General features: G+C 63.8%; 20 protein-coding genes. 5 read left to right on the forward strand and 15 right to left on the reverse strand.

Annotation, left to right across the window (positions count from 1 at the left end):
• Positions 1-73: 73 nt before the first annotated feature.
• Positions 74-1510 carry a phosphomannomutase/phosphoglucomutase gene (locus VNN55_03275; protein HWO56569.1) on the forward strand — a complete coding sequence of 479 codons (1437 nt, stop codon included), beginning with the start codon at positions 74-76 and terminating at the stop codon, positions 1508-1510.
• Positions 1511-1551: 41 nt separating this feature from the next.
• Positions 1552-2319: a response regulator gene (locus tag VNN55_03280; protein ID HWO56570.1), complete on the forward strand. Its 768-nt coding sequence runs from the start codon at positions 1552-1554 to the stop codon at positions 2317-2319.
• Here VNN55_03280 and VNN55_03285 read toward each other — a convergent pair.
• The 10 genes from VNN55_03285 to VNN55_03330 all read right to left on the reverse strand — a co-directional run bounded on the left by VNN55_03285 (position 2316) and on the right by VNN55_03330 (position 14904).
• Positions 2316-4037, reverse strand: coding sequence for a cation:proton antiporter (locus VNN55_03285; GenBank protein HWO56571.1), 1722 nt, complete (start codon positions 4035-4037; stop codon positions 2316-2318). The genes VNN55_03280 and VNN55_03285 overlap by 4 nt on opposite strands.
• A 9-nt stretch (positions 4038-4046) precedes the next feature.
• Positions 4047-4874: an inositol monophosphatase family protein gene (locus VNN55_03290; GenBank protein ID HWO56572.1), complete on the reverse strand. Its 828-nt coding sequence runs from the start codon at positions 4872-4874 to the stop codon at positions 4047-4049.
• A 16-nt stretch (positions 4875-4890) separates the two neighbouring features.
• Positions 4891-6702, reverse strand: coding sequence for an ABC transporter ATP-binding protein (locus tag VNN55_03295; GenBank protein HWO56573.1), 1812 nt, complete (start codon positions 6700-6702; stop codon positions 4891-4893).
• Positions 6703-6706: 4 nt separating this feature from the next.
• On the reverse strand, positions 6707-8485 hold the full coding sequence (locus VNN55_03300) for an ABC transporter ATP-binding protein (protein ID HWO56574.1): 1779 nt from the start codon (positions 8483-8485) through the stop codon (positions 6707-6709).
• Between the two features lie 114 nt (positions 8486-8599).
• Complete coding sequence (locus VNN55_03305) at positions 8600-9505, reverse strand: MlaD family protein (GenBank protein HWO56575.1); 906 nt, start codon at positions 9503-9505, stop codon at positions 8600-8602.
• Between the two features lie 103 nt (positions 9506-9608).
• Positions 9609-10577: an HPr(Ser) kinase/phosphatase gene (gene hprK, locus VNN55_03310; protein HWO56576.1), complete on the reverse strand. Its 969-nt coding sequence runs from the start codon at positions 10575-10577 to the stop codon at positions 9609-9611.
• Positions 10578-10602: 25 nt separating this feature from the next.
• Positions 10603-10953 carry a ribosome-associated translation inhibitor RaiA gene (raiA, locus tag VNN55_03315; protein ID HWO56577.1) on the reverse strand — a complete coding sequence of 117 codons (351 nt, stop codon included), beginning with the start codon at positions 10951-10953 and terminating at the stop codon, positions 10603-10605.
• Between the two features lie 102 nt (positions 10954-11055).
• A complete protein-coding gene (gene glpX, locus VNN55_03320; protein ID HWO56578.1) occupies positions 11056-12036 on the reverse strand; it encodes a class II fructose-bisphosphatase in 981 nt (326 codons plus the stop codon).
• Between the two features lie 149 nt (positions 12037-12185).
• Positions 12186-13685 carry an RNA polymerase factor sigma-54 gene (gene rpoN, locus VNN55_03325; GenBank protein ID HWO56579.1) on the reverse strand — a complete coding sequence of 500 codons (1500 nt, stop codon included), beginning with the start codon at positions 13683-13685 and terminating at the stop codon, positions 12186-12188.
• A 277-nt stretch (positions 13686-13962) separates the two neighbouring features.
• Positions 13963-14904 carry a hypothetical protein gene (locus VNN55_03330; protein ID HWO56580.1) on the reverse strand — a complete coding sequence of 314 codons (942 nt, stop codon included), beginning with the start codon at positions 14902-14904 and terminating at the stop codon, positions 13963-13965.
• A gap of 176 nt (positions 14905-15080) precedes the next feature.
• Between VNN55_03330 and VNN55_03335 the strand changes: the two genes are divergently transcribed.
• Positions 15081-15926 (forward strand): DMT family transporter, encoded by an 846-nt coding sequence (locus tag VNN55_03335; GenBank protein HWO56581.1) that lies wholly within the window; start codon positions 15081-15083, stop codon positions 15924-15926.
• 454 nt (positions 15927-16380) lie between these two features.
• On the opposite strand, the gene VNN55_03340 is transcribed toward VNN55_03335, so the two are convergent.
• The 5 genes from VNN55_03340 to VNN55_03360 form a co-directional block, all read right to left on the reverse strand.
• Positions 16381-17916: a TlpA disulfide reductase family protein gene (locus VNN55_03340; GenBank protein HWO56582.1), complete on the reverse strand. Its 1536-nt coding sequence runs from the start codon at positions 17914-17916 to the stop codon at positions 16381-16383.
• A gap of 92 nt (positions 17917-18008) precedes the next feature.
• Positions 18009-19508: a two-component regulator propeller domain-containing protein gene (locus tag VNN55_03345; GenBank protein ID HWO56583.1), complete on the reverse strand. Its 1500-nt coding sequence runs from the start codon at positions 19506-19508 to the stop codon at positions 18009-18011.
• The gene (locus tag VNN55_03350) at positions 19508-20695 is read right to left on the reverse strand and encodes an aminotransferase class V-fold PLP-dependent enzyme (protein HWO56584.1); all 1188 of its coding nucleotides are present in this window, start codon (positions 20693-20695) and stop codon (positions 19508-19510) included. The genes VNN55_03345 and VNN55_03350 overlap by 1 nt, the downstream gene beginning before the upstream one ends.
• Entirely contained in the window at positions 20692-21102 is a 411-nt protein-coding gene (locus VNN55_03355; GenBank protein HWO56585.1) for a hypothetical protein, read from the reverse strand. Before VNN55_03355 ends, VNN55_03350 begins: the two co-directional genes overlap by 4 nt.
• A complete protein-coding gene (locus tag VNN55_03360; protein HWO56586.1) occupies positions 21093-22091 on the reverse strand; it encodes an NAD-dependent epimerase/dehydratase family protein in 999 nt (332 codons plus the stop codon). Before VNN55_03360 ends, VNN55_03355 begins: the two co-directional genes overlap by 10 nt.
• A 268-nt stretch (positions 22092-22359) precedes the next feature.
• Here VNN55_03360 and VNN55_03365 point away from each other — a divergent pair, with 268 nt between their 5' ends.
• Positions 22360-23496, forward strand: coding sequence for an aminotransferase class I/II-fold pyridoxal phosphate-dependent enzyme (locus VNN55_03365; GenBank protein ID HWO56587.1), 1137 nt, complete (start codon positions 22360-22362; stop codon positions 23494-23496).
• A gap of 269 nt (positions 23497-23765) precedes the next feature.
• On the forward strand, positions 23766-24481 hold a 716-nt coding region (locus VNN55_03370), incomplete at its 3' end, for a hypothetical protein (protein HWO56588.1).

Consider the following 24481-nt stretch of genomic DNA (forward strand, 5'->3'; position numbering starts at 1 on the left):
ATGTGGGTTGACTCCGGCCGGGAAAGTCCCGTCTTTGGCGCGGGGGAAATACCTTCCGTGGGAGAGTAAGCGCATGCGCAGTGTGGCCAGACGGATCCCGACGGGTCCGACGATTGATACCAGCATCTTCAAAAGCTACGACATTCGCGGCATCGTTCCCGACCAACTGAATACCGAAGTGGCCCGGCTGGTAGGGCGGGTGTTCCGGTCCGAACTGCCCGGGCCGGTGGTGGCGGTGGGCCGCGACATGCGGATTCATTCCGACGAGCTGACCGATGCGCTCTGCGAAGGGTTGGTCGCCGGTGGGTGCACGGTCCTCGATGTCGGACGGGTCTCGACCGACGCGCTCTACTTCGCGGTGGGGCACTTGCAGACCGACGGCGGAATCATGGTCACCGCCTCGCACAATCCGCCGGAGTACAACGGGTTCAAGATGTGCCGTCGCGGCGCCGAACCGCTGTCGGGCAAGGACGGCATCAACCGCATCGCCGAAATGATCTCGCTGGGCGATGTCGACGAACCGACCGCCGAGGGACGCATCGAGGAACGGGATATCCTGCCGGCTTTCACCGAACATGTCCTCTCGTTTATCGATCGCGCGAAGATCCGACCGTTCAAGATCGTCATCGACGCCGGCAACGGCATGGCGGGGGTCACCGTGCCGCGGGTCTTCGAACATCTCCCCTGCCAGGTCATTCCGCTGTTCATGGAGTTGGACGGGCGTTTCCCCAACCATCTCGCCAATCCGATCGAGCCGGAGAACCTGAAGGATTTGCAGGAGCGCGTGTTGGCCGAGCGCGCCGATTTCGGCGTGGCCTTCGACGGCGACGCCGACCGCATGTTTCTGATCGATGAGAACGCCAAACCCATCGGGGGTGACATCGTGACCCTGCTGGTGGCCAGGAGTCTGCTGGCGAAGAATCCGGGCGCAACCATCCTCTACAACATCATCTGCTCACGGGCGGTCTCGGAAGGGATCATGGCCGCCGGTGGCCGCGCGGTGCGCACACCGGTAGGGCACGCACTGATCAAGCCGATCATGAAGAAGGAAAACGCCATCTTTGGCGGGGAGCACTCCGGCCACTTTTACTTCCAGAAGAACTGGTATGCCGACTCGGGGCTGATCGCGCTTCTGGTGGCGATGGAGGCCATATCCGAGTCGGATAAGTCGTTGTCCCAGTTGGTCCATTCGCTGGATCCGTACTTCCGCTCGGGCGAGATAAACAGTAAGGTGACCAGCATCCCCAAGACGCTGCAGAAGATTGAGGCGGCCTTCCCGGACCGTTTGATTGACCGGTTGGATGGGATCACGATCCAAGCGGAAGACTGGTGGTTCAATGTCCGGCCCTCCAACACCGAACCCCTGCTGCGGCTTAACGTCGAGGCGAAATCGGCCGATCTATTAAAAGAGAAGACGGAAGAGGTTCTCCGTCTCATTCGGGGCCGAAAGCGCACCGCCCCCAACACGACGAAACCCAAGGCCAAAGGCAAGGCCAAGGCCAAGGCCTGACGTCACGCGGGCGGCGCGCCAATCCAGGAGGGATGTCGCCCGTGACCACTGCCTCACCCAAGCATCTGTTGATCGTCGACGACGATCCGCGCATCCGTGGTTTGCTCTCCGAAGCGCTGGGCGCGCTCGGCTATGCGACTTCGCAGGCCGGCAACGGCCGTGAGGCGTTGGAGATGGTCTATCACCACGATTACGACTGCGTGATCACCGACATCCGCATGCCGGAGATCGACGGGTTGACCCTGTTGCAGGCCCTCAAGGCGCAGAAGCCGGAGCTGCCGGTGGTGATGATCACCGCGTTTGCCGTCCCGCAGCACAAGGCCGAGGCGGTCGAGTCGGGCGCCGATGGCTTCCTGATGAAACCGTTCCGTCTCTCCAAGATCGAGGACGTGCTGGAGCGGGTGCTGGGGCACGCCAACAGCAACGGCCATGCCAAGCGGCCGATCCGCGCGGTGTTGGTGGTGGACGACGATCCCGAGTTCCGGATCCTGCTTCTGGAAGTGCTCGAAGCGATGCGCTACAACGTCGAAAGCGCCGGCAGCGCCGAGGAGGCGCTGACCCACATTGAGCATCATTGCCCCGATGCCATCATCGTCGACTACCGTCTGCCGGGAATGAGCGGCGAGACGCTGGTGAAGACGATCAAGGGCCTGCACCCGGAACTGCCGGTCATCATGATCTCCGGGTATGCGCCGTCGCTGTCGGGGCGCGAATACGCCGACGGCGCGGCCGACGCGTTCCTCATGAAGCCCTTTCGGATTGACCGGATCGGCGACGTGCTCCGTTCGCTGGAAGCGACGGAGCGTTAGGCCGACACCGCGGGCGGCTCATCGTCGATGCCGCGCCGATCCCGAATCCGCACGCGTTCATCGACCACGGTTTCCACACTCGCCCCGCAGGCCAAAAGCACACGGGCGGTGACCTCCACCGCCGCTTCCAATTCCGCCGGCACGACATCGGTCGCGCCCGCTTTCAGCAGCGGCTCCACCGACGAGACGAACCGCGCGCGGACCAGCACCGGGACCACCGGCGAAATGCGCCGCGCGGCGCGGACGCTCTGCTCGGCCGCCTGCGGATCATTGACCACCAGCACCAGCATGCGCGCGCGCCGCAAACCGAGATGCTCGAGCACATCGGCGTTGGTCACATCGCCGTAGACAATTGGTTCATGTTCGGCGGCGGCCTCGCGCACAGTCTGCGGATTCAGGTCAACCACCAGATAGGGTATGCCGGCGGCGCGCAGGGCATGCCCCAACTCGCGTCCGGCCACACCCCAGCCGGCGATGATGACGTGATCATGAAGGCGGCTGATCGGCCCTTCCTCATCCGGCGCGGGCGCAGCGCGGAAAAGCCGAATCAGCCAGGTCCGTCGGCCGGCGGCTTCGGCCAGACGCGGTCCCTGCGCCATCAGCAGCGGAGCGATCACCATGCTCAGGATGATGGCCACCAGCAGCGTGTCCCCGAAGGAGTACGCCATCAGCGGGGTGCCGTTCGCCGCTGAGATCAACACAAATGAGAACTCGCCAACCTGCGCCAGCGACAGGCCGGCGAGGATGGCCACCCGCAACGGCAGACGCATCAACCAAACCACCAGCATCACGATAAGACTCTTGGCCGCCAGGATGAGCGCCAGCCAGGCGAGGATGGGCAGGAACGTCCGCAAGATGATGCCGGGATCAAGCAGCATCCCGATCGACACAAAGAAGAAGCTGGTGAGCAGTTCCCGGAACGGGATGAGGTCCGCCATCGCCTGATGCCGATACTCACTGCCGGAAATGACCAGACCGGCGAGAAACGCTCCCAGCGCCAGGGAGACACCCGCCTGGGTGGCGACCCAGGCGGTGCCGATGCACACCAGAAGGGCGGTGAGAATGAACAGATCGCGTTGCCGTGTCTGCGCCACCCAATGCAACACCCGCGGCACCAGGAAGAACGCCGCCAGCAGCACGACAATCAGCGCGGCGATAGTCACCAGCGCGGCAATCCAGATCCAGCCGCCCACCGTGGAACCGCCGGCCAGGAGCGGAATGGCGAGCATCATCGGCACGACGCAAAGGTCCTGAAAGACCAGTATGCCGAGCGTCAGGCGGCCGTGCGGAGAGTGAAGATCGCCGCGGCTCTCCAACGCGCGCAGCACGATCGCGGTGCTGGAAACCGCGATCAGAAACCCCAGAAAGATTGTCTGTGAAACTGTCAGCCCCAGCGCCAAGCCCAAGAGCGCGAAGATGCCCCCGGTGATCCCGACTTGGAGCGCGCCACCGACCAGGATCGACCGCCAGAGGCGGCGCAGTCGCTCCAACGAAAGTTCCATTCCGATGCCGAACAGCAGGAGTGCGACGCCGATCTCGGAAAGCAATGCGACTTGCCGCGGGTCACTGATGAGGGCGATCGATTTGGGACCGACGATGGTGCCGGCAATAATGTAGCCGGCGATGGGCGGGATGCCAAACCGGCGCAGGAATCCCACCACCACCACGGCCGTGGCGAGGATGATGGCCAGATCGCGGAGTATTGACAGGTCGTGCATCGTCAGCCGCTACCGCGGATACCGTCCGAGTTTGATAGTGGCCAGCATCTGCCGGTGCAACACGGGGTTGGCGGCGACCGCCTGGCCCCGGGCCAGCGTGAACGGGTTGCCGTCGAAGTCGGTCACCTGCGCGCCCGCCTCCCGACAGAGTATGGTGGCGGCGGCAAAGTCCCAAGGGGAGAGTTTCATCTCCCAGAAGCCATCGAAGCGTCCGGCGGCGGTCCAGGCCAGGTCCAACGCGGCGGCGCCCATGCGGCGGATGGCGCGGGCGGTCTTGGCGAAGCGGGCGAAGTGGTCCAGATTGTCGAATTCGCTGTCGCGAATGTCATAGGGAAATCCGGTGGCCAAAATCGCGTTTCCCAGATCGGCGGTCTGTGAGACGGATAGCCGATGCCCATTGAGATACGCCCCGCCGCCGCTGGTGGCGGTGAACAGTTCACGCCCCATCGGGTGATAGACGATGCCGCAGATCGGCTGCTCCCCACGCCACAGCCCCATCGACACGCAGAAGATCGGCAAACCATGCGCGTAGTTGGTCGTGCCATCCAGCGGGTCCACATACCAGGCGTACCCGCTTTCGGCCCGCCGCTCGGAGCCCTCCTCAGCGATGATCGCAAAGTCGGGAAAGGTCTTCTGCAGTGACGCGACGATCAGCTCCTCGGCGCGGCGGTCCATCTCGGTGACGAGATTAATGGCGCCTTTCAGCTCAACGGTGTGTGTGCCGCCGAGGTGAGCGGCCAGCAGGTCGCCGGCGGCACGGGCGATGGGAATGGCCGATTCCAGATACTCACGCCCGAGCGGGTCGGTCGGGGCGGCGTGTTCGGCGCGCGGTGTCATGGGATGCTCCCTGGATTCAGGCGGTCAGCCGCTCGGCATCGGCGGTGTCACGGTCGGATTCTTCCTGCAGACGGTAGAGCCGCGCATAGATGCCGTCCTGGGCCATCAGTTCGCTGTGCCGTCCCATCTCGCGAACCCGTCCCTTGTGCAGGACGAGGATGCGATCAGCGGAACGGATGGTCGAGAGGCGGTGGGCGATGACGATGTTGGTGCGGCCCGCGAACACTTCGGCGAGGGCCGCCTGAATCTGCAACTCGGTGCGATGATCAACCGACGAGGTCGCCTCGTCCAGGATGAGGATGCCGGGATCGAAGGCCACGGCGCGCGCGAAGGCGACCAGTTGCTTCTCCCCCACCGACAGTCCCGAGCCGCGCTCGCCGAGGCGGCGCGTCAGAGCATCGCCGTTGCCCTCGCTCAGACGCGCCAGCCCGACGCGCTCGGCCGCACGGGCCAGTGCTTCCGGTGTCAGGGAGTCATCGTCGAGACGGAGATTGTCGAGGACCTGGCCGGAAAAGAGGAAGACATCCTGCGAGATCATGCCGACGCGGCGGCGGAGTCGTCGCGGGTCCCAGGCGCGGATGTCGATGCCATCCACGCTGATGCGTCCCTTCTGGAATTCATAGAGCCGGGTGATCAGGTTGGCGATCGAGGTCTTGCCGGAACCGGTGGCGCCGACAATCGCGACGGTCTCGCCTGGATGCACGTCGAAACTGATGTCTTCCAGCACCCAGTCTTCGCCCTGATAGGCAAACCAGACGTTTTCAAAGCGCACATGGCCGGGCACCGGGGGCGTAGACGGCGTGGCTAGCGCCGGATCGGCGACGACGGCGGGCCGCGTGTCGAGCAGTTTGAAGATGCGCTCGGAGGAAGCCATCGCGCCCTGCAGCACATTGTACTTTTCGGACAGGTCGCGAATCGGCGCGTAGAATCGCTCGGCGTATTGGATGAACGCGGCCAGGGCGCCGAAGGTCATCGCCCCGGCGACCACCTGCCCGCCGCCATACCAGATGATCAGCGCCAGCGAAATCGCGCCGATCAGCTCGACCACCGGATAGAAAACGGCGTAATGCAGGACCGAACGGAAGTGCGCGTCGCGCAGTTCGGCGTTACGCTGCTGGTGCTGCGCGAGGGTCTCGGCTTCGCGATTGAACCCCTGCACCACCGCCACGCCCGTGACATGCTCCTGCCAGAAGGAATTGACCTTGGCCACCAGCCGGCGCACCTCGCGGTAGTCCTCGCGGACGCGGATTTTGAAGATCCAGGTGGCCAGCGCCAAAAGCGGCAACACCGCGAAGGTAACCAGCGCCATCTTCGGATTGAGATAGACCATGGCCGCCACGATGGCGATCAGCGTCAGGACGTCGCCGAAGATCGTCACCACGCCGGAAGCGAACAGTTCATTGAGTTGATTGACATCGCCGGTCACGCGGGTCAACAGCCGCCCGACCGGATTGCGATCGAAGAACTTCATGTCGAGCGTGAGCAGGTGATCGAACAACTGCGTCCGCATATCGAGCATCGCCCGCTGCCCGATCCACTGCGTGGTGATCATGTGCAGGAATTGAATCACAAACTGCGCGGCGAGGATGCCCAGATAGACCAACGCCCAGTTCAACAGCCCGGCCATGTCCTTTTCGGCGATGGGGCCGTCGATGATGCGCGCGATCACCCACGGTCCGGCGATGGCCAGGCCCGAGGCGGCGATGAGAAGCAACAGCGAGGCAAAGACCGCCCAGCGATAGGGACGCAGATAGCCGACCAACCGCCGCATCAGGCGGTGATCGTAGGCCTTGCCGAGGGCCTCATCTTCAAAGAACGGCTCGGACATGGGTCTACATGCGCTCCAGTTCTTCGATGATCGCCTCGCGCGCCACCCAGCGGGCGTAGGCGCCGCCGCGGGCGACCAATTCATCGTGTGATCCGGCATCGACCAGTCGTCCCTCTTCGAGAAAGAGGATGCGGTCGACCCGCGCCAGCGTGGCGATGCGATGCGTGATCAGGATGATGATGCGCGTGCCGAACTGCGCGGCCAGGCGGTCGGTAATTTCGCGTTCGGTCTGGGCGTCAACGGCGCTGAAGGCATCGTCGAGCACCAGCACATCGGCGTCGGCGGCCAACGCGCGGGCCAGCGTGACCCGTTGCTTCTGCCCGCCGGAGAGCGTAATGCCGCGCTCGCCGACGACGGTCTCATACCCCTGCGGGAACTCGGCGACATCCTTGGCGAAGGCGGCGCTCTCGGCCAGCCGCCGGGTGTCATCGTCGCCGGCCACGCGTCCGGTCAGGTTGATATTGGCCCGCAGTGTTTCGGAGAACAGAAATGCCTCCTGCGGCACCACGGCGATGCGCGACCGCCACAACGCGCGCGGCACGGCGTTGGCATCGACGCCCGCCAGAAACAGCGTGTGATCGGGCACCGGATACCGTCGCCAGAGCAGGTGGGCGATCGTCGATTTGCCCGACCCGGTCGGGCCGGCGATGGCCACCGTCTCGCCGGGATGGATGACAAAGGAGATGTCATAAAGCGCCCACTCACGGCCGCGGGCCTCGGGGGCGCCGTCGGCGGCCGGGGCGGCGCCATAGGCGAACGAGAGATGGCGGAATTCCAACGGCCCGCGTTCGATTCGTGACACCGCGGGCACCGCCGGCTCGATGATAGCGGACTTGGTCTGCAGAATCGCGCCGAGGCGTTGCAGAGAAACCACTCCGCGCTGATAGAGCGACACCACCCATCCCAGCGCGATCATCGGCCAGATGAGCATGCCCAGATAGACGGAGAAGGCAACGAGCGTGCCGAGGTCGATGCGCCCGTCGATCACCCCGCGTCCGCCGACGATCAGAACCAGCACGATGGCGGCGCTGGACAGCAGGGTCATGAGCGGCATGTACGCGCCATACATGGCGACCAAACGCATGTTCAACCGGAACAATTCCTTGCTGTCGCGGACAAAGCGGCGGCTGCGGTCCTCCTCGCGGGAGAAGGCGCGCAGAACACGGATCCCGGCGAAGGACTCCTGCACCGACGCCGACAGCGCCGAGAACATCTCCTGAATCGCCATCAAGCGTTTGTGCGCGACGCCGCCCAGCAGGTTGGTGACGACCGCCAGGATCGGCAGCGGCGTGAGCACCCAAAGCGCCAGTTGCCAGTCAAGATGGAACATCAACGGCATCGCCACCAGCGCCACCACCAGCGTGTTGACCCCCTGCATGATGCCGGGGCCGATCATCATGCGGACCTGCTCGATGTCCGAAGAGGCGCGGGTGATGATATCGCCGGTGGGTGTGCGGTCAAAGAAGGTGCCGTCAAGCTTGAGAATATGCTCGAAGAGATCGCCGCGCAGATCATACTCGATCTTGCGCGACGCCCAGATCACCGTCCGACGCACCATGAAGCGGAAAAGGCCGGAAACCAGCATCAAGAGCACGATCAACGCCGCATCCCAGATCAGGAGGGAGGCGTCACCGCCATGCTCGATGCGGTTGATCGCGCGCCGCAGCACCAACGGCGAGAGCAACTCCAGCGCGTTGGTGACAATGATCGCCACCAGCCCCCACCAGAAGTAGCGACGGTACCGCTTGACGTATGGGAAGATGAGACGCAGACGCTGCAGCATACGTGGGTCGGAGCGGCGGCCAGAATCATCCGCCGGGCCGGTCACAATCTAACGGCTGGCCGGGGCCGATGTTGGCCTTTTTCTCCGTGCCGGGCGAAAAAGCGGCGAGTGTGCTCAGAAGAGCCGGACGTCGACTTTGAGATACTTGCGCGGATGCTCGCGGATATCGCGCACCAGCGCGTCGATGTCCGCGGCGGTGGCTTCCCAGCGCCGCAGCAGTTGGTCGTCGTGCAAAAGGCGCGGCAGCGTGCCTTCGCCGTTCTGCAGGTCGGCGACCAATTGATGGGCCGCGCCGGCCAGCGAATCGAGGCGATCGGCAAAGAGCGCGAGATGGGCCGTGGTGGTGTCGAGACGAGCGACGGAGCGGTTGATCGCGTGCTCGTTGGTTTCCATCGTGAGCCGCAACCGTCGCGCCGCCTCGCCGAAGTCGGCCACGGCGCGGTCGATGCCGGTTTGATTGCGATCGATCAGGTCCGATGTCTGACGCGCCACGCGCTCCAGCCCGGCGGTGATGGCGGCAATGCGCTGCAGGGTCGTGTCGGAGCCGATGGTGGCGCGCACGGCGACCACCAGATCGCGGACATCCTCGGTCATGCGGCCCATCAGGCCCATGACCTCCGGAATGCCGGTGTCGTACTCGCCGCGCGCAACCGAGTCGCGCGGCAGCGGCTCGGCCGCTGTCCCGGTGCGCACGTCGACAAACCGTTCGCCCATCAGGCCGACATTCTTGATGGTGAATTCAGCGTCGGCGCGCAGTTGGACGTCGTTGGCAAAGTACATCCCGACTTTGACCCCGCCCTCGTCCAGATCGATCGAGGCGACCTTGCCCTTGTTCACGCCGGAGATCGAGACCGGATCACCGGTCGAGAGCGTGCCGATGTTGGGAAACCAGACGTACTGAACGTAGCGGCTGCGTTCGAGGCGAAAGCCCTTCAGCCAGAGCAGACCGGAAATGAGGATCAATAGCGCGATGAGAACCGTCGCGCCCACTTTCAATTCGGCTTTGGATGACCCGTCCAAACGCCCTTCCCCTCCCGCGGCCGGCCCGGTTGACGAAGCCGGACACGCTCCCCGGCCATTTCTTACTTGTATCGGAAAATTCGCCCCGCGTTCCAGCCCCGCGTCACTCGGTGTCGGACTCGAGGTACTGCGCGGTGGCGTGCCGGCGCATCATCTCCTCGGTGAGGGCGCGCGAGAATTCGCGCGGAGTGTGGACGCCATAGACCTTCAGCATGTGGTTCATCGCGATGACCTCGGAGATCACCGTGATGTTCTTGCCCGGCGACAGCGGCAGGGTGACCAGCGGGATCTCGGCGCCGAGGATCGTGGTGTATTTGTCCTCGAGGCCGAGACGTTCGTACTCGACATCCTCCCGCCACAGTTCCAGACGGACCTCGACTTCGATGCGCTTCTGGAGCCGGACGGCACGGATGCCGAAGAGCTTCTCGACATTGATGATGCCGACGCCGCGGATCTCCATGTGGTGGCCCAAGTGCTCGCCGGCCGTGCCAATAATCACCTGCGGCGCGCGGCGAGTGATGCGCACGACATCGTCGGCGACCAGACGGTGGCCGCGTTCGATCAGGTCGAGCGCGATTTCCGATTTGCCGATCCCCGACCGTCCAGTGTAGAGCAGTCCGATGCCGTACACGTCGACAAAGGTGCCATGGATCTGGGTGGTGGGGGCGAAACGGACATCGAGGTACACCGAGAGCCGGTTGATGAAGTCGGTGGTGGACAGCCGGGTGCCCAAAAGCGGGATCTGGTATTTGTCCGCCAGTTCGATCATCTCGGGCGGCACCGCCTGGTTCTTGGTGACGATCACCAGCGGCACGCCGGTCTGATAGAGCATGTCGAGAATGTCGCGCCGGCGCTCGGGGGACAGAGATTCCAGGAAGGTGATCTCGGTCTCCCCGAGCACCTGCGTGCGGGTGCGCGGGAAGCGGTCGACGTAGCCGGTCAGGGCCAGGCCGGGCCGGTGAATCTCGGCGTTGATGATCTGCTTTTTGAGTCCCAAGCGTCCGGCGAGCACGGTCAGGTCGAATTGCTCCCGCCGGTCCTCGAGCAGACGTTCAATGGTCACCGCGTCCATGCCGCCCCCTCATTCCCGATGCGCGTCACTGGGCCAGGGTTTCGCCGTTGCGCAGGGAGGCCGTCTTGGCCTCGATGATCGCCTTCGGATCTTTCTCCTTGAGCCGGTCCTTATACTTTTTGAGTTGGGCTTCCATCTTGCCGGCGGCCTCATCGATGGCGGTGCGCATGTCGCCGGCCTCGGCGCTGCCGGTCAGCAGGGTGCCGTGCACCTGCGCCGAGGTCTCGGCCAGATGACGGTGCTTATCAACTTCGAGAATCCAGTGCAGATCGACGATATTGGAAAAGAAACGTTCGAATTGACGGGAGCGGTGCTCAACGTGGTCTTTGACTTCGCTGGTGAGCTCAAAATGACGCGCGGTCACTCGTACGGACATCTCCGTCTCCTTTCCCGCCGCATGCTGTAAAACAGCACGCGGGATTCGTGTGGGCCGTGCCAGACAACGCCAGATCAATCCAAGGGCGGCGCATGCGCGCCGCTACGCCTCCTTGTAGTGGTAGTGCGCGAACGCGGTGCCGCGCAGCGCGGAGTGCCGGGTTTCAATGATGCGTATGCTGCGGGTCAGCGAGCGCATCACGATGGAATGCGTGGTGGCGCCCTGCGCGGTGAACTGAACGCCGCGCAGCATATCGCCATTGGTGACGCCGGTGGCGGCGAACATGATGTTGTCGCCGCGCGCCAGCTCGCTTTCGGTGTAGATGCGATTGATGTCGGTGACGCCCATGGCGCGGGCGCGCTCGATTTCGGTCTGATTGCGGGGCCGCAGCCGCCCCTGTAGGGCGCCGCCAACGCAACGCAGCGCCGCGGCGGCCAGAACGCCCTCCGGCGCGCCGCCGGTGCCCATGAGCACGTTGACGCCGGTGTCGGGCAACGCCGTGGCGATGGCGGCGGACACGTCGCCATCGGGAATGAGCTGGATGCGGCAGCCGGTCTTGCGCACGTCGGTGATCAGATCGGCGTGCCGGTCGCGGTCGAGGATGACCACCGTCAGGTTCTCCACGGGCATGCCCAGGGCGTCGGCGACATCGTGCAGGTTCTCGGCGGTCGACTTGCGCAGATCGATGGCCTCGCGGGCCTCCTCGCCGACGGCGATCTTCTCCATGTAGGTATCGGGCGCGTGCAGGAAGTGCCCCTTGGCGGCCATGGCAACCACGGCCAGCGCATTGGGACGGGCATAGGCCACCGAATTGGTGCACTCCAGCGGGTCGAGGGCGATATCCACCTGCGGCCCCTTGCCGGTGCCGACACGCTCGCCGATGTAGAGCATCGGCGCCTCGTCGCGCTCCCCTTCCCCGATCACCACGGTGCCATCGAAGTCGATCTCGTTGAACACCGACCGCATCGCTTTGACCGCGGCCTGGTCAGCGGCGTTCTTGTCTCCCTTTCCCAGCCATTGCGCCGAGGCCAACGCCGCCGCCTCGGTGACACGGACCATCTCAAGTCCTAAGTGGCGATCCATCGCGCTCCCGATGATGTGGTTGGAAAATGTCGTCGGTTGTCCGAAATCGGTTCCGTCCAGCCCATGAAAACGGGACAGGCCAATGATACACCTGTCCCGGAAAGCACGCAATCACGGTTGAGCAGGAGCGGATCGGCGTCAAGGCAACCTTACTCCCACAGGGTTGAGGCCGCGGACTTGGCGGCGGAGACCGAGGGCGGCGCGGAAACGTCCTCCGCCGGCTTGGCCGGACGGTCGAAGACCTTGCGGCGGAACCGCGCCGCAGGGATGTGCAGCTCCTCGCGGTACTTGGTCACGGTGCGCCGGGCCATCTTGACCCCCTCGGACTGGAGTCTCTGGTAAATCTCCTGATCGGACAGCGGATTGGAGGGGTCCTCGGCGGCCACAATCGCGGCGATCCGTTGCTTGACCGAGGTCTTGGTGACCGATTCGCCGTCGGACTTCTCAACGCCGGAATTGAAGAAGTACTTGATCTCGTAGACCCCCTGCGGGGTCTGGACATACTTGTCGTTGGCGACGCGGGAGATGGTGGCCACATTCACGCCGACTTTGCGGGCGATGTCCTCCATGATGAGGGGCTTGAGAAACGACGGGCCCTTCTCGAAGAATTCGCGCTGCTCTTCGACGATCGCCTCCATCACGCGCACCATGGTCGAGCGCCGCTGGTTGATGGCGTTGAGCAGCCAGCGGGCCTGTTCGAGCTTCTCGCGCACGTACTGCTTGGTCTCTGTGGGGACATTCTGGCCGCGCTTGAGCAGATCGCGGTAGGCGCCGTTGATGCGCAGGCGGGGCACGTTGCGGTCGTTGTGATAGACCACATACTGCTCCTCGATGCGCTCGACGATGAGGTCGGGCACGACGGGCCGGGCGGCGACGGTGAAACGGCCTTGGGCCGGGCGCGGCGAGAGATGCCGCAGCTCCTCCATCGCCTGCTGGACCTTCTCGACCGAGACGCCGAGCGACTGCGCCAGCTGCATGTGGGTCTTGCGATCCAGTTCGTGGAAGTGCTCGGCGACGATGCGCGCCGCCAGCGAGTCGGACAAGTTCTTTTGCGCCAGCTGCAGCAGCAACGCTTCGCGCAGGTCGCGGGCACCCACGCCGGGCGGATCAAAGGTCTGGACCAGCCGCAGCACCTTCTCCACTTTGGCCGGCTCGACCTTCAGGTCGGCGGCCAGTTCCTCGACGGTCATGTGCAAGAGCCCGTCATCGTCGAGATTGCCGATGATGTACTCGCCGATCTCGAGGTCCTCGTCGGAGGTCTTGGCCAATTGCAGTTGCTCGATCAAATGGTCGTAGAGCGTGATCTCGGCCACCGGCGTGTGCTCGAGCATCTCCTCGGATTGCTCGGAGACGCGGCGCGGGACGAATTCAGACCCTTCGTCGAGGTAAGTGGACCAGTCGAAGTCGGCTTCGGGCCCCGCTTCCGTTGGCTTGACTTCGGTCTGCGCCGGCTCGGCGATCAGTTGCTCTTCCTTGATCTCTTCCTGTTCGGTTTCGAGCGCTTCGACCTCTTCCAACAGCGGATTGGTGGCCAGTTCCTGACGAAGTGTCTGCTCCAGTTTGAGGACCGGCATCTGCAGCATCTTCAAGGACTGAATCAGCTGCGGCGCCATGACCTGACGCAGACCCAGACGAAGTTCGAGTTTCACGCGGTTACATCCTCCCGGTGGATCGATTCCATTTCCGATGTGAGTCGATCACACGCGGTTATCGACATCAGGGGCGCTTCCAAGGCCCCACAGGCAATATATCCAACCCCGCAACCCTGACAAGAGCAAACCCGTTGTGTCACAATTCGATGACACGAGGAATGTGGAGTTGATCTTCAGGCGAGCCGCCTCCACTTCACGAGTTTCCCTGTCCTATAGTACTTATCGGCGGAAAACCGCAACTGTTTGACCCGAATGCCGCTGGCCGGCGGGAATCTCACTTCTTCTTGGACTTGGCGGGCTTGGTCTCGGCCACCAATTCGGGGTCCAACGTGATGTCGCAGGTCAGACAACGCATGGTGCCATCGGAGTAATCGATGACATAGAGGTTGCTGGAGGGCCAGGAGCCCCCGATGTAGGCGATGCGTTTGCCATCAGGGGAATAGGCGGCGTAGAAGGCCGGCAATGGCAGAAGCTTGTCGTTTTTGGAGCCGTCGGCCGCGGCGGCGAATATCCAGCGCTCGCCTTCGGCGGGCGCGCTGCAGTAGATCACAGAGGCGCCATCGATCGACCAGTTCGGGTTGGAATTGCCGGAGGCGGCGTCGCCGAGGATGCGCGAGTCGCCGGTGTTGGCATCGATGACGACCACCTGATCCTTGGCGCCTTCGGCCGACAGATAGCAGGCCACCTTCCGGCCATCGGGCGACCAGCGCGGATTGTGTTCTGCGCCGGGTGTGTTGGTCAGCCGCTCGACGGTCGCGCCATTGAGACTCATGATGTAGAGGTCCGGGTTGCCGTCGCGGTCGGAGACAAAGACGATGTCATTGCCGTCGGGCGAGAGGCAGGGGGCGGCGTCGCGTCCGGGATGGTTGGTCAGCCGGCGCATTCCGCCGCCGTCGGCGTTCATGACATAGATCTCATCGTTGCCGTCGCGGTTGGAGGTGAAAAACAACTTCGCCCCGTCCTTCGACCAGCAAACCCCGGCATCAACGGCGTCGTTTTTGGTCAAGCGCGTCACCAGCTTGCCCCGCAGCACCATCGTGTAAACTTCGGAGGGCTTCTGATTGATCATCGCCGTGAAGGCGACCGCGTTGCCATCGGGCGCCCAGGCAACATCCTGGTAGAAGACGGTCGGCGTGGAGAGTGTGTCGGCGGCCCGGACGGGCGTGACGGCCCACAGCGTCAGAACAGCCACGGCATAAAGCAGTCGGCTTCGCATCGTCGTCTCGCTTCAGTTGTAGGTCAAGAAACCGTGCCAGACAGCCTGTCCTCAAGAAACGGGGACCATCCTGGTTGTCAATCCAGAAATCGGACTTGGCGGCTCCCGATCCTTATCTATCATTATCGACCGGGAGGGCGGCATCCCTAACCGGCGATGCCGCTCTCCCTGCCCGCGTGCGATTCAAACCTCTGGCACTTCTCGTGGCCGCCCTGGCGGCGTTTGCCGCCAATTCCCTGCTATGCCGTCTGGCGCTGGGCGGAAACACGATCGATCCGGCCAGCTTTACTTCCATCCGCCTGCTCGCCGGGGCGCTGACTTTGGGTCTGCTGGCCGGTTTCCGGGGCAATTGGGCGTGGCTACGCGCCGGCGGATGGGGGCCGGCTGTCGCGTTGGCGGCGTATGCGGCGCCCTTCTCCTTTGCCTACTTACGGCTGAGCGCTGCGACCGGGGCGCTCATTCTGTTTGCGGCGGTGCAGGCCGCCATGCTGGGATGGGCGATCGCGACGGGGGAGCGTCTCGTCGGGCGGCAGTGGGCGGGACTGGCGATTGCCATCGGCGGACTCGTCTATCTGCTCTTGCCTGGCGTCGCGGCGCCGCCTCTGACGAGCGCCATGCTGATGGCGGCGGCCGGCGCGGCTTGGGGATGGTACTCGCTGGCAGGACGTGACGCGCCGGATCCATTGGGCGCGACCGCTTCCAATTTTATCCGCGCGCTCCCGCTGGCGCTCCTGGTCAGCGCACTGACATGGTCCGGACAGCAGACAAGCACCGAAGGAATCGTGTTGGCGGCAACGTCCGGGGCGATTGCATCCGGGCTGGGGTATGCGGTGTGGTACCTGGCGCTGCGGCACATCACGACCGGCAGCGCGGCTGCCGCGCAACTGGCGGTGCCGGCGCTGGCGGCCTGGGGCGGAGTCGTGCTGCTGGAGGAGCCCTTGACGATACGTCTGATAATCGCCGCGGCGCTAATCCTCGGCGGGGTTGGATTGGCGCTGTCAGGACGCGCCGGCAGATCGTAGGAGTATCGCATTGGTCTCACCCGTGCAAGACAGCCAAGAAACGCGTTGCGCAACAGGACTCGCTCGGGTCTGATAACTTCTGCCCCCAAGAAATCATTAAACCCATCAATCTGCCATCATGCTCCAAAGTCAGCCGCGCGCATGGTGGAATGTGACGTAAGCCGCAATCGCGACGGGGCACGGGCTTTCAGCCCTTTGCTGTGTCGTGCTGATGCCACCCTCGGTGGTACGGGTTCTCAGCCTGCGTGGAACAGGTAGAAAACCTGTTCCACTGAAAGAGCAACAAGGATCCCAAGACCCGGCCAAGAGCGCCGGGTCTTGGGATGACGGACTCCGCCGACGACAGTCCATCAATGCGTCAGTCCGTCGCAAACTCCAGCGAATTGGCCCCACCAACAAGAAACGGCCCTGCCACATCGTGACAGGGCCGTCGTTCAGTTGTCGTGAATTCGCGCTACGCGCCCTTCTTCAGCGCCGCCTCGATCGACTTGGCCAGCTCTTCGCCGCGGCATTGATCGCCGGAAGCGGCCAACGATCCATCGCGGCCGATCAAGAACGGGCTGGGAATGCCGGAGCCATCGACCAGATAGGCCTTCACCAGCGGACCGTTCCAGTCCTGCTGATCGTAGATGTGGCGCCAGTTCATTCCTTTCTCGGCGATCCACTTCTTGTAGGCATCCACCGTGGTCCTGTCGGCGTAGTCCAGCGAGACGGAGAGGATATCAAACCCCTGCGCCTTGTACTTCTCGTAGGCGGCCAGGATGTGCGGCAGTTCGGCGCGGCAGGGCCCACACCAGGTCGCCCAGAAGTCGAGGAGGACAACCTTGCCCTTGTAGTCGGCCAGAGAAACCGGCTTGCCATCGACATCGACGCCTTCGGTCGGAATCGGCCAGAGCGCGGCGACGACATCCTCGCGGAAGAAGGCGCCGGCGATGTCCATGGCGGGCTCATCGTCGCGGTAGCGGTCTGTGAACGCCTTGATCTTCCCCTTCAGCGATCCGCGGTTGTCGCCGGCTTCCTCAAGCGCGAAAGCCAGTTGCCAGGCCTCGGCGGCGCCGGCGTACTTGGTGCCCGGCTCGACTTTGGCAAAGTAGGCGCGGGCGGAGCCGGTGCTGGTCACCCAGTTCGGATCGGCCGGGCCCTTGGGCAAAAGTTCGCAGGTTGCGGCGACACCGGCCCGGTAGTTGGCCTCGTTGCGGCCATCGGCCGAGGGACCGGAAGCCAGATAGTTTTCAATTTCCTTGATCGCCGCCTTGGCGACCGCTCCCCAAGGGCCATAGATGGCGCGAATGCGCGTGATAGCTCGGACCCGTTCCAGCCCGGCATCGAATTCGGGATTGTCCTTCTCCAGTGCGGCCTGCGCGGCGATCCGGCGGGCTTCAAATTCCATGCGGGCCAGATCGCTTTGCCAGGCAAAGCGCACCGCGCGATGCTTGCGCCAGATCGCCTCCTGCGCCACCACCCAGCGTTCGAGCGAATCCTTGTCGGGAATCGACGCGGGCGGTGTATCGTACTTGGGCAGACCGTTGGCAAACAACGGAGCCACCGCGTCCAGGTTGGCCGCGGCCTTTTCGACCAGCGGCGCAAACCGGACATCGGCGCGCAGGGCTTCCAGATCGCCGTCGTTGCTCAGGTGATCCGGGTCGTCCCAGCCGTTCTCGACCGCCTTGGCCAGCCACTGGAAAGCCGCATCGATCTGCTTGTTGCGGCCATAGGCGCAGGCCAGATTGTAGTAGCCCCACTTCCCTTCCGGGATCAATTGGGCCTGACGTTCGAAGGCGGCGACGGCCATCTCGAGATTGCCATCGTCGAGATACTGGTAACCTGAATCCCCAACCGCGCTGTAGGCATCAATGAGGCCGAGATCGTAGGTGGGCAGGGCGTTTGCCTGACCGGCGGTGGTCTGGCTGACCGCGGTCTGCCGGCCCAGCAGCCATCCGGCCAAGGCCATGACAGTCAGCGCGGCAACAATCGACATGCGTTTGAACATTTCCACTTCCTCCTGTCGTTTCGCGTCAAGGGGCGAATATACGGCATGAAACCCGCAAGCGCCCTGAAAGTTTCAGCCGGATAAAACAGCGCTCAATCGATGCGCTCGGGGTTGCGCCAGCGGAAGCGGTTGGCGCCCTTCTCGGTGCCCAGCCAGAGATAGTCGCCATCGACCTGGATGACCTGCACCAGGTTGGAGAGCATGCCATCGTCGACGGTAAACACCCGCCGTTCCCGCGTGGCGGGGACAAAGCGGACCAGACCGCTGCGGGTGGCGGCCCAGAGGATGCTGTCGGTCACTGCCAACGAGAAGACATTGTCATCGGGAAGGCCATCGACCGATTCGTAAACCCGGGCCGGATCGCGGAGATTCAAATCAATAACACCGATGCCGCGTTCCATCCCGACATAGAGATGGCCGTCATGGACCACCAGCGAGCGCACACTGCGCGCAAATGCGCCATCGGCCCGGTCATACCGCGTCCACTCTGCCGCGGGCTTGACCAGACGAAAAAGTCCGCGGTCGGTGCCGAGCCACACCACATCGCGGGCGGCGGCGATGGCGCGGACGCGGGCGTTGCCGACCTCGGAAGAAGTTGCCGAGAACGCGGAATCGTTGGGTAGATAGATCGCATCGACGCCGCTTTCCGTGCCGACCCAGAGGAAGTCGCCGTCGAGGCAGATCGTGTTGACCCGGTCATCGGTCAGACCGCGCGAGCGGCCATAAGTGCGGAAGCGTCCGCTGGCGCGGTCGTAGCGTACCACGCCCAGATCGGTGGCCATCCAGAGCGTCTTTCCGTCGGGTGTCCCGGCGAACTGATAGATGGCATCGGTGGCGAACCCATCGACATAGCGCGCTTCGATGTATTGCCAGGTGGAGTTGACGGTGTCGTAAATGCTGAGCGCGCCCTCGGTGGTGTAGTAGGTCGGCCCGCCAAAGAAGACCTTGCCGCTGTCGAGGAAGATCGCCGCGACGTTGTCGTGGAAAAGTCCCCACTCCTGCGGCTCGAGATCGAAGCCGGCGTAGGGCTGGCGCCAGACGAAGTCCCCCCAGGTGCCGATCCACACGTTGCCGTAGGAGTCCTCGATGGCGCCGGCGATACGGTAGGAACGCAGATGCGGGTCGGTGAAGTACCCCTCGGTCAGCACATCATAACCCCGGGGCAGATACCATCCCTCGATGCGCGGCTCGGCCCAGGGGCGCACCAGCGAATCGGGGAAGGAGGGCGAGTAGCGCCATTCGTCCCACACGCGGCGGAAGACGGAGTAACCCGCCGGGGTCTGCGCGAAGAGTTCATCGGTGTCGGGGTTGTAGGCGAGCCGCTGGATGTCGTTGGAGGGCAGCCCTTCGGCGGTGGTAAGCGGTGTGGCCCAGCGCCGGGCGTAGCGATCGAAACGGGCCACGCCGCCGCGGGTGCCGAAGTAGACATAGTCCGGCGCCTCGGCGGCCGAAGTCACAAAGCGCAGCGACGTGAACGCCCGCCAATCTCCCGGCTTGTAGCGGGGATTGGGATCTGCCAGCGCGATCGCGCTCCCGACAAGCAGCGCGGCGGCACTCAGCGCCATCGTGGCAATGTGGCAGCGTACCCTCATCACGACTGCTTGCGCCCGCGGTGTGCCGCGAAACGGATCATGGCCGTGGCCAGTCGGTCCACATCGGCGGCAGTGTTGTAAAAGTGCGGCGACACACGAATGTTCCCCTCGCGCAGCGACACATAAATACGCTGCGCCGTTAGACGGCGATGCAAGTCCTTCGTCTGAGGACCTGCAATTGATACAATCGCCGAGCGGTTCGCGGCGCGGGGAAAGACCAGCGGCCGCCAGGGCGTCCCCACGAGCCGCTCGCCCAGCCGGCGGTGCAGCGACTGAATGTGCCGGTGGATCCGTCCGACGCCGCATTCGGCCAGGATCGACAGCCCGGCGTAGGCCAGACGCACGGAATAGAATGGATAGGTCCCGACTTCCCAGAAGCGTCCATCGTTGAAGGCGGGACGGTCCCAGCGTTGCAGATCGCCCCAGGTGTATCCCCAATCGTAACCGAGCCAGCCGCCATAGGGCGGACGCACGGAACGGATCGGCGCGGAGGCTATCGCAAAGAACCCTCCGCCGGTCTGTCCCAGGAGCCATTTTTGCGTTCCGCAGGCGATGGCATCGACGCCATCGGCGGTCATGCGCAGCGGCGTCACTCCGGCCCCCTGCGTCACATCCACCAGCAAGAAGCAGCCATGCGCGTGGCAGAGACGGGCAAGCTGTGCGAGGTCGTTGCGGTAGCCGTTGAAGTACTGCACCCAGGACGTGACCAGGACGGCGGCGCCGCGTTTCAATTCGGCTTCCAGCACCGAGAGATCGGGCGCGCCATCGGGACAGAGGATCGGCACGACCGTCAAACCGCCGCGTTCAGCCAGCGTGCGCACAGCGTAGACGGCGGCGGGGAACTCGTTGACAGGCACCAGCACCCGCTCACCCGGCTTCAGCAAAAGCCCGCCGAGGATGGCATTGAGGCCATAGGAGGCATTGGGGCAAAACGCGACGCGACTGGCCGGCGCGCCGGCCAGCCGCGCAAAAAGCCGTCGCGACTTTTCCAGCAGCGAGAACGTCTCCCCGTCCACATCGGGATCTTCGCGGATGATGCTCTGCTTTTTCAGCAATGCGTCGACCAGCCGGCGGCCACGGACCGGCACCGGGCCGAACGACGCATGGTTGAGGAAGGTGGTGCCGCGCGCGATTGGAAACTCGCGCCGCAGCGCGCGCAGGGGATCGGCGACTTTGGGCGCTGTCATACGCGGGATACCAGGGCGCCGACAATTGTCATCGCGCCGCCGATGCGTAACAGGTCGATGAGCAGGCTCCACAACGTGCGATCCCAGCCCTGCTCGGACGCATCGAGCAGCCGCAGGGGTGTCGCGCCGAAGACAAACGCGAGGAGCCCCAGCGCCAGCCCGGCCCGCGCGCCGGTGAAGGGCAGGATCACATCGATGACCGAAAGCAGTGAAATCGGGATGATGGACAAAAAGACCAGATTGGTGATCAGCAGATTGCCCCAGTCGCCGGGCCACCAGTGCGGGTGCGGCGCCTCATCGACGGTGCGGTGAGACAGCCATCGCCCCTGCCCCAGGCGTCCCAGCAGCGAGACGGCGACCGCATACAACCAGGATGGAATGACAATCCAGATTCCGCTCACAGCCATCCTCTCTCCCGGTACCATTGCGCGGTCTGCTTCGCGCCGTCGGCGAAGGGGATTTGCGAATGATAGCCGAGCAGGCGCCGGGCTTTTTCGGTCGAACAGGTCCAATTGCGGATGAGAAAATCGCGCGCCTTGGCGCGGTTGAGCCGCGGCACAAACCCGAACGCCTTGCCAATGTAGTCGGCGGCGCCGGCGATGGTCATCAGAATGGGCTTGGGAATCTTGATGGGGATGGCCCAGGTGCCGAGCGCCTGACGGATCAGTTCCATCAGTTCGGCCAGTTCATACGAACGATCTTCTGCAATGTAAAACACCTGCCCATTGGCCCGGTCGTTGTCAAGCGCCAGCAGGGCGCCGTGCACGAGGTCTTGTACATGCACAATCGCGATTCGTTGCGGCTGCGGACCGAAGACCGGCTTGATGTGCCAGCCGACCGTTTGGAAAATGGCGAGAATGGCGGTGTCTTCGGGGCCATAGACCGACGGTGGGCGGATGGCGGTGACCGGCAGATGGTCGGCGCGGGCCATGACGGCGTTTTCGCCGGCGAGTTTGCTTTCACCATACGGCGTATGGGGAGCGGGCGGATCCTCCTCGGTCCTGGCCCGGTCGGATGGGCTGGGACCGCCGGCCGCCTGCGAGGATATATAAATGAAGCGTTTCAGACCGGGCGCGACCTCCTCGACGGCATCGAGGAGTTTGATCGTGCCGACGCAGTTGGCGTGGTGGTAGGCCTCCGGCGACGGGGCACGCACCAGGCCGGCATTATGAATGACGTACTGTGCGCCTTCGGCGCCGCGACGGAGGGCGAGGCGGTCATCCAGATCGCCGGTGATCCATTCCAGTTCGAGGCCCGCCAGACGCGAGCGATCGGCCTTCGGTCGGATCAAGACCCGCACACGGAAGCCGCGGTCAATCAAGGCACGGGTCAAATGCGAGCCGACAAACCCGTTGGCGCCGGTGAGGAAGACGATCGGGGCGGCGTCGTTGGTCATGCGACCCGGCGGGGAAATCGCCTTGACTCGGCTGCCAAGGCGGCGTTTGTTAAGGCGGACTTTTTTCGCAACGGGTTGACCGTCAAGGGAATGGTCCGATCTTGTGTTTCCGGAATGCAGGGCGGGATCACGCTCGGACCGCGCCTGCCGTCCAAGGACTGGAATCAATAGCGAGCAAAGGCCGTTGGCAACGTTGAAGACTCAGACGACCATCACGCCGGCCGACCTGTTTGACAAGTGCCGGCAGTTCACCACCGCCCGGGAAGTCATGGCGATGGGGATTTACCCGTATTTCCGCGTCATCTCCTCCGCGCCGGGGACCGTGGTCACGGTCGACGGCAAGGAATTGCTGATGATCGGCTCCAACAACTACCTGGGACTGACCAATCATCCCAAGGTGGTGGAGGCGGCCGCCGAGGCGGCGCGCAAGTTCGGGTCGGGATGCACCGGGTCGCGCTTCCTCAATGGCACGCTGGATTTGCATGTCGAGCTGGAGCACCGGCTGGCGAAATTCATGAAGCGGCCGGCGGCGCTGGTCTTCTCGACCGGCTTCCAGACCAATCTCGGTACCATCTCCTGCCTGGTCGGACGCAACGACACGATTTACGCGGACCGATCCAATCACGCGTCGCTGGTGGACGGGTGCCGTTTGTCGTTCGGACGGACGGTCAAGTTTGCGCACAACGACATGGCCGATCTGGAGCGGGTGCTGACCAACACGGTCAACGGCGGCGGACGGCTGATCGTGGTCGACGGCGTCTTTTCGATGGAAGGCGACATCGTCAAACTGCCCGACGTGATCCGTCTGGCCCGCGCGCACGGAGCGCGGGTGATGGTCGATGACGCGCATTCGATCGGCGTTCTGGGCGAGGGCGGCCGCGGCACGGCCGAGCATTTCGGCCTGATCGACGAAACCGACATCGTGATGGGGACATTCTCAAAGTCGTTTGCGTCGCTGGGCGGCTTCATCGCGGCCGAAGAGGATGTCATCCACTACATCAAGCACTTCTCGCGCGAACTCATCTTTTCGGCCTCGATGCCGCCGGCCTCGGTGGCCTCCTGCATAGCCGCGCTCGACATCATCGAAAGCGAACCGGAACGCCGGACGCGTTTGTGGGAGATCACCCACCGCATGCACCGCGAGTTCCGGCAACTGGGCTTCGACATTGGCACGACCGAGACGCCGATCATTCCGATCCTGGTGGGCGACGACATTCTCACCTTTCGATTCTGGCGCGAACTGACCGACGCCGGGCTGTTCACCAATCCGGTGGTCTCCCCTGCCGTGCCGCCCGGGCAGGCACTGATCCGCACATCGTACACCGCCACGCATACCGACGAACAACTCGATTTCGTGCTCGAGACATTCGCGAAGATCGGGCGGAAGTTGGGCGTAATCTCGTAATCGCGGCTGCGTCAGCTGCGTCAGGTTGCGTCAGGGGCTGACGCAGCGGCATTCTGCTGACGTCTAACGACTTCCACTGAATTGTCCAATATTAGACTGCGTCAGGTGACGCAGCGGCGCCTGAAATCCGACTCCGAACCGGACTTGTCCGCGCCTCTAACTCATTGTCCCATAATAGACCGTAAAAACAGGAATGAAGGCGATGTGATTGGCACGCGCTTAGATGCAAGGAGTCTCCTGGGCGCATGGGATGCGCCGGAGAGCCGTGGATGGAGACCCCGCTTGGACTAACCGGGAGCCGTCGCCTGATTGCACTCGCCTTGGCGGTGCTCTCGTGGCTGTGCGTTGCTGGATGCCCTGATTTCACCCTAGAGCGGTTCTGGGATTGCATCAGGGGTGTCATTCCGACTGTACCACCTTTGAATAACAAGCTCTGCCCAGGGGATTCAGGCGGTTCTCCCCCTCCGATATCAGAGCCGGATCCGGATGTTGATATTGAATGTGACGGGACAACGGTAGTTCGTGGCAGTGCCGGTGGCAGCGCCTCGGCCGCAGGCCGGATGGTGTGGGCGGCCCTGGAAAAAGATGGGCAGGTCTTCTTCCCGACCGGCGGGGTTAGTGTTCCCGAAGGGCCTTACCAAGTCACAGGATTGGAAGTGCGGGTTCCTTCGGGCACGCTGCCGGGAACGTACAATTATGTTCAGGTGCTCACTGACGGCTCTTCACCGGTCGGCGACTTGACGAACTATCTGGCCATCAGCGAGCCCAAGCCAGTGCAAATCGGCGCGGCGGGGGTTGCGGCATTAGACTGTTTCCGCGTGCTGTACGGAGACTCCCTGACACTAAAGGCCAATGTGACTCCTTTCGGAGCGATAGCGATCACCGACCGCGGCACCGGCGAGTCCAGTGATCCGGGCATCAGTTGGCAGGCGGCCAACCCCAATGGTCTGCCCTCCGAGAGTCAATTCTTCGTGAATTTGGGCAA

Source organism: bacterium (assembly GCA_035559435.1).
In the GTDB taxonomy this organism is placed as follows: Bacteria; Zixibacteria; MSB-5A5; order WJJR01; family WJJR01; genus JACQFV01.

What these genes read in the sequence shown, in the direction of transcription:
- VNN55_03345 (HWO56583.1), bottom strand. Translation starts at nt 19,508, where the DNA reads ATGAGGGTACGCTGCCACATTGCCACGATGGCGCTGAGTGCCGCCGCG.
- glpX (HWO56578.1), bottom strand. Translation starts at nt 12,036, where the DNA reads ATGGATCGCCACTTAGGACTTGAGATGGTCCGTGTCACCGAGGCGGCG.
- VNN55_03340 (HWO56582.1), bottom strand. Translation starts at nt 17,916, where the DNA reads ATGTTCAAACGCATGTCGATTGTTGCCGCGCTGACTGTCATGGCCTTG.
- VNN55_03360 (HWO56586.1), bottom strand. Translation starts at nt 22,091, where the DNA reads ATGACCAACGACGCCGCCCCGATCGTCTTCCTCACCGGCGCCAACGGG.
- VNN55_03295 (HWO56573.1), bottom strand. Translation starts at nt 6,702, where the DNA reads ATGTCCGAGCCGTTCTTTGAAGATGAGGCCCTCGGCAAGGCCTACGAT.
- VNN55_03365 (HWO56587.1), top strand. Translation starts at nt 22,360, where the DNA reads ATGGCGATGGGGATTTACCCGTATTTCCGCGTCATCTCCTCCGCGCCG.
- VNN55_03275 (HWO56569.1), top strand. Translation starts at nt 74, where the DNA reads ATGCGCAGTGTGGCCAGACGGATCCCGACGGGTCCGACGATTGATACC.
- VNN55_03300 (HWO56574.1), bottom strand. Translation starts at nt 8,485, where the DNA reads ATGCTGCAGCGTCTGCGTCTCATCTTCCCATACGTCAAGCGGTACCGT.
- VNN55_03350 (HWO56584.1), bottom strand. Translation starts at nt 20,695, where the DNA reads ATGACAGCGCCCAAAGTCGCCGATCCCCTGCGCGCGCTGCGGCGCGAG.
- VNN55_03290 (HWO56572.1), bottom strand. Translation starts at nt 4,874, where the DNA reads ATGACACCGCGCGCCGAACACGCCGCCCCGACCGACCCGCTCGGGCGT.
- VNN55_03355 (HWO56585.1), bottom strand. Translation starts at nt 21,102, where the DNA reads ATGGCTGTGAGCGGAATCTGGATTGTCATTCCATCCTGGTTGTATGCG.
- hprK (HWO56576.1), bottom strand. Translation starts at nt 10,577, where the DNA reads ATGGACGCGGTGACCATTGAACGTCTGCTCGAGGACCGGCGGGAGCAA.
- VNN55_03285 (HWO56571.1), bottom strand. Translation starts at nt 4,037, where the DNA reads ATGCACGACCTGTCAATACTCCGCGATCTGGCCATCATCCTCGCCACG.
- VNN55_03330 (HWO56580.1), bottom strand. Translation starts at nt 14,904, where the DNA reads ATGCGAAGCCGACTGCTTTATGCCGTGGCTGTTCTGACGCTGTGGGCC.
- raiA (HWO56577.1), bottom strand. Translation starts at nt 10,953, where the DNA reads ATGTCCGTACGAGTGACCGCGCGTCATTTTGAGCTCACCAGCGAAGTC.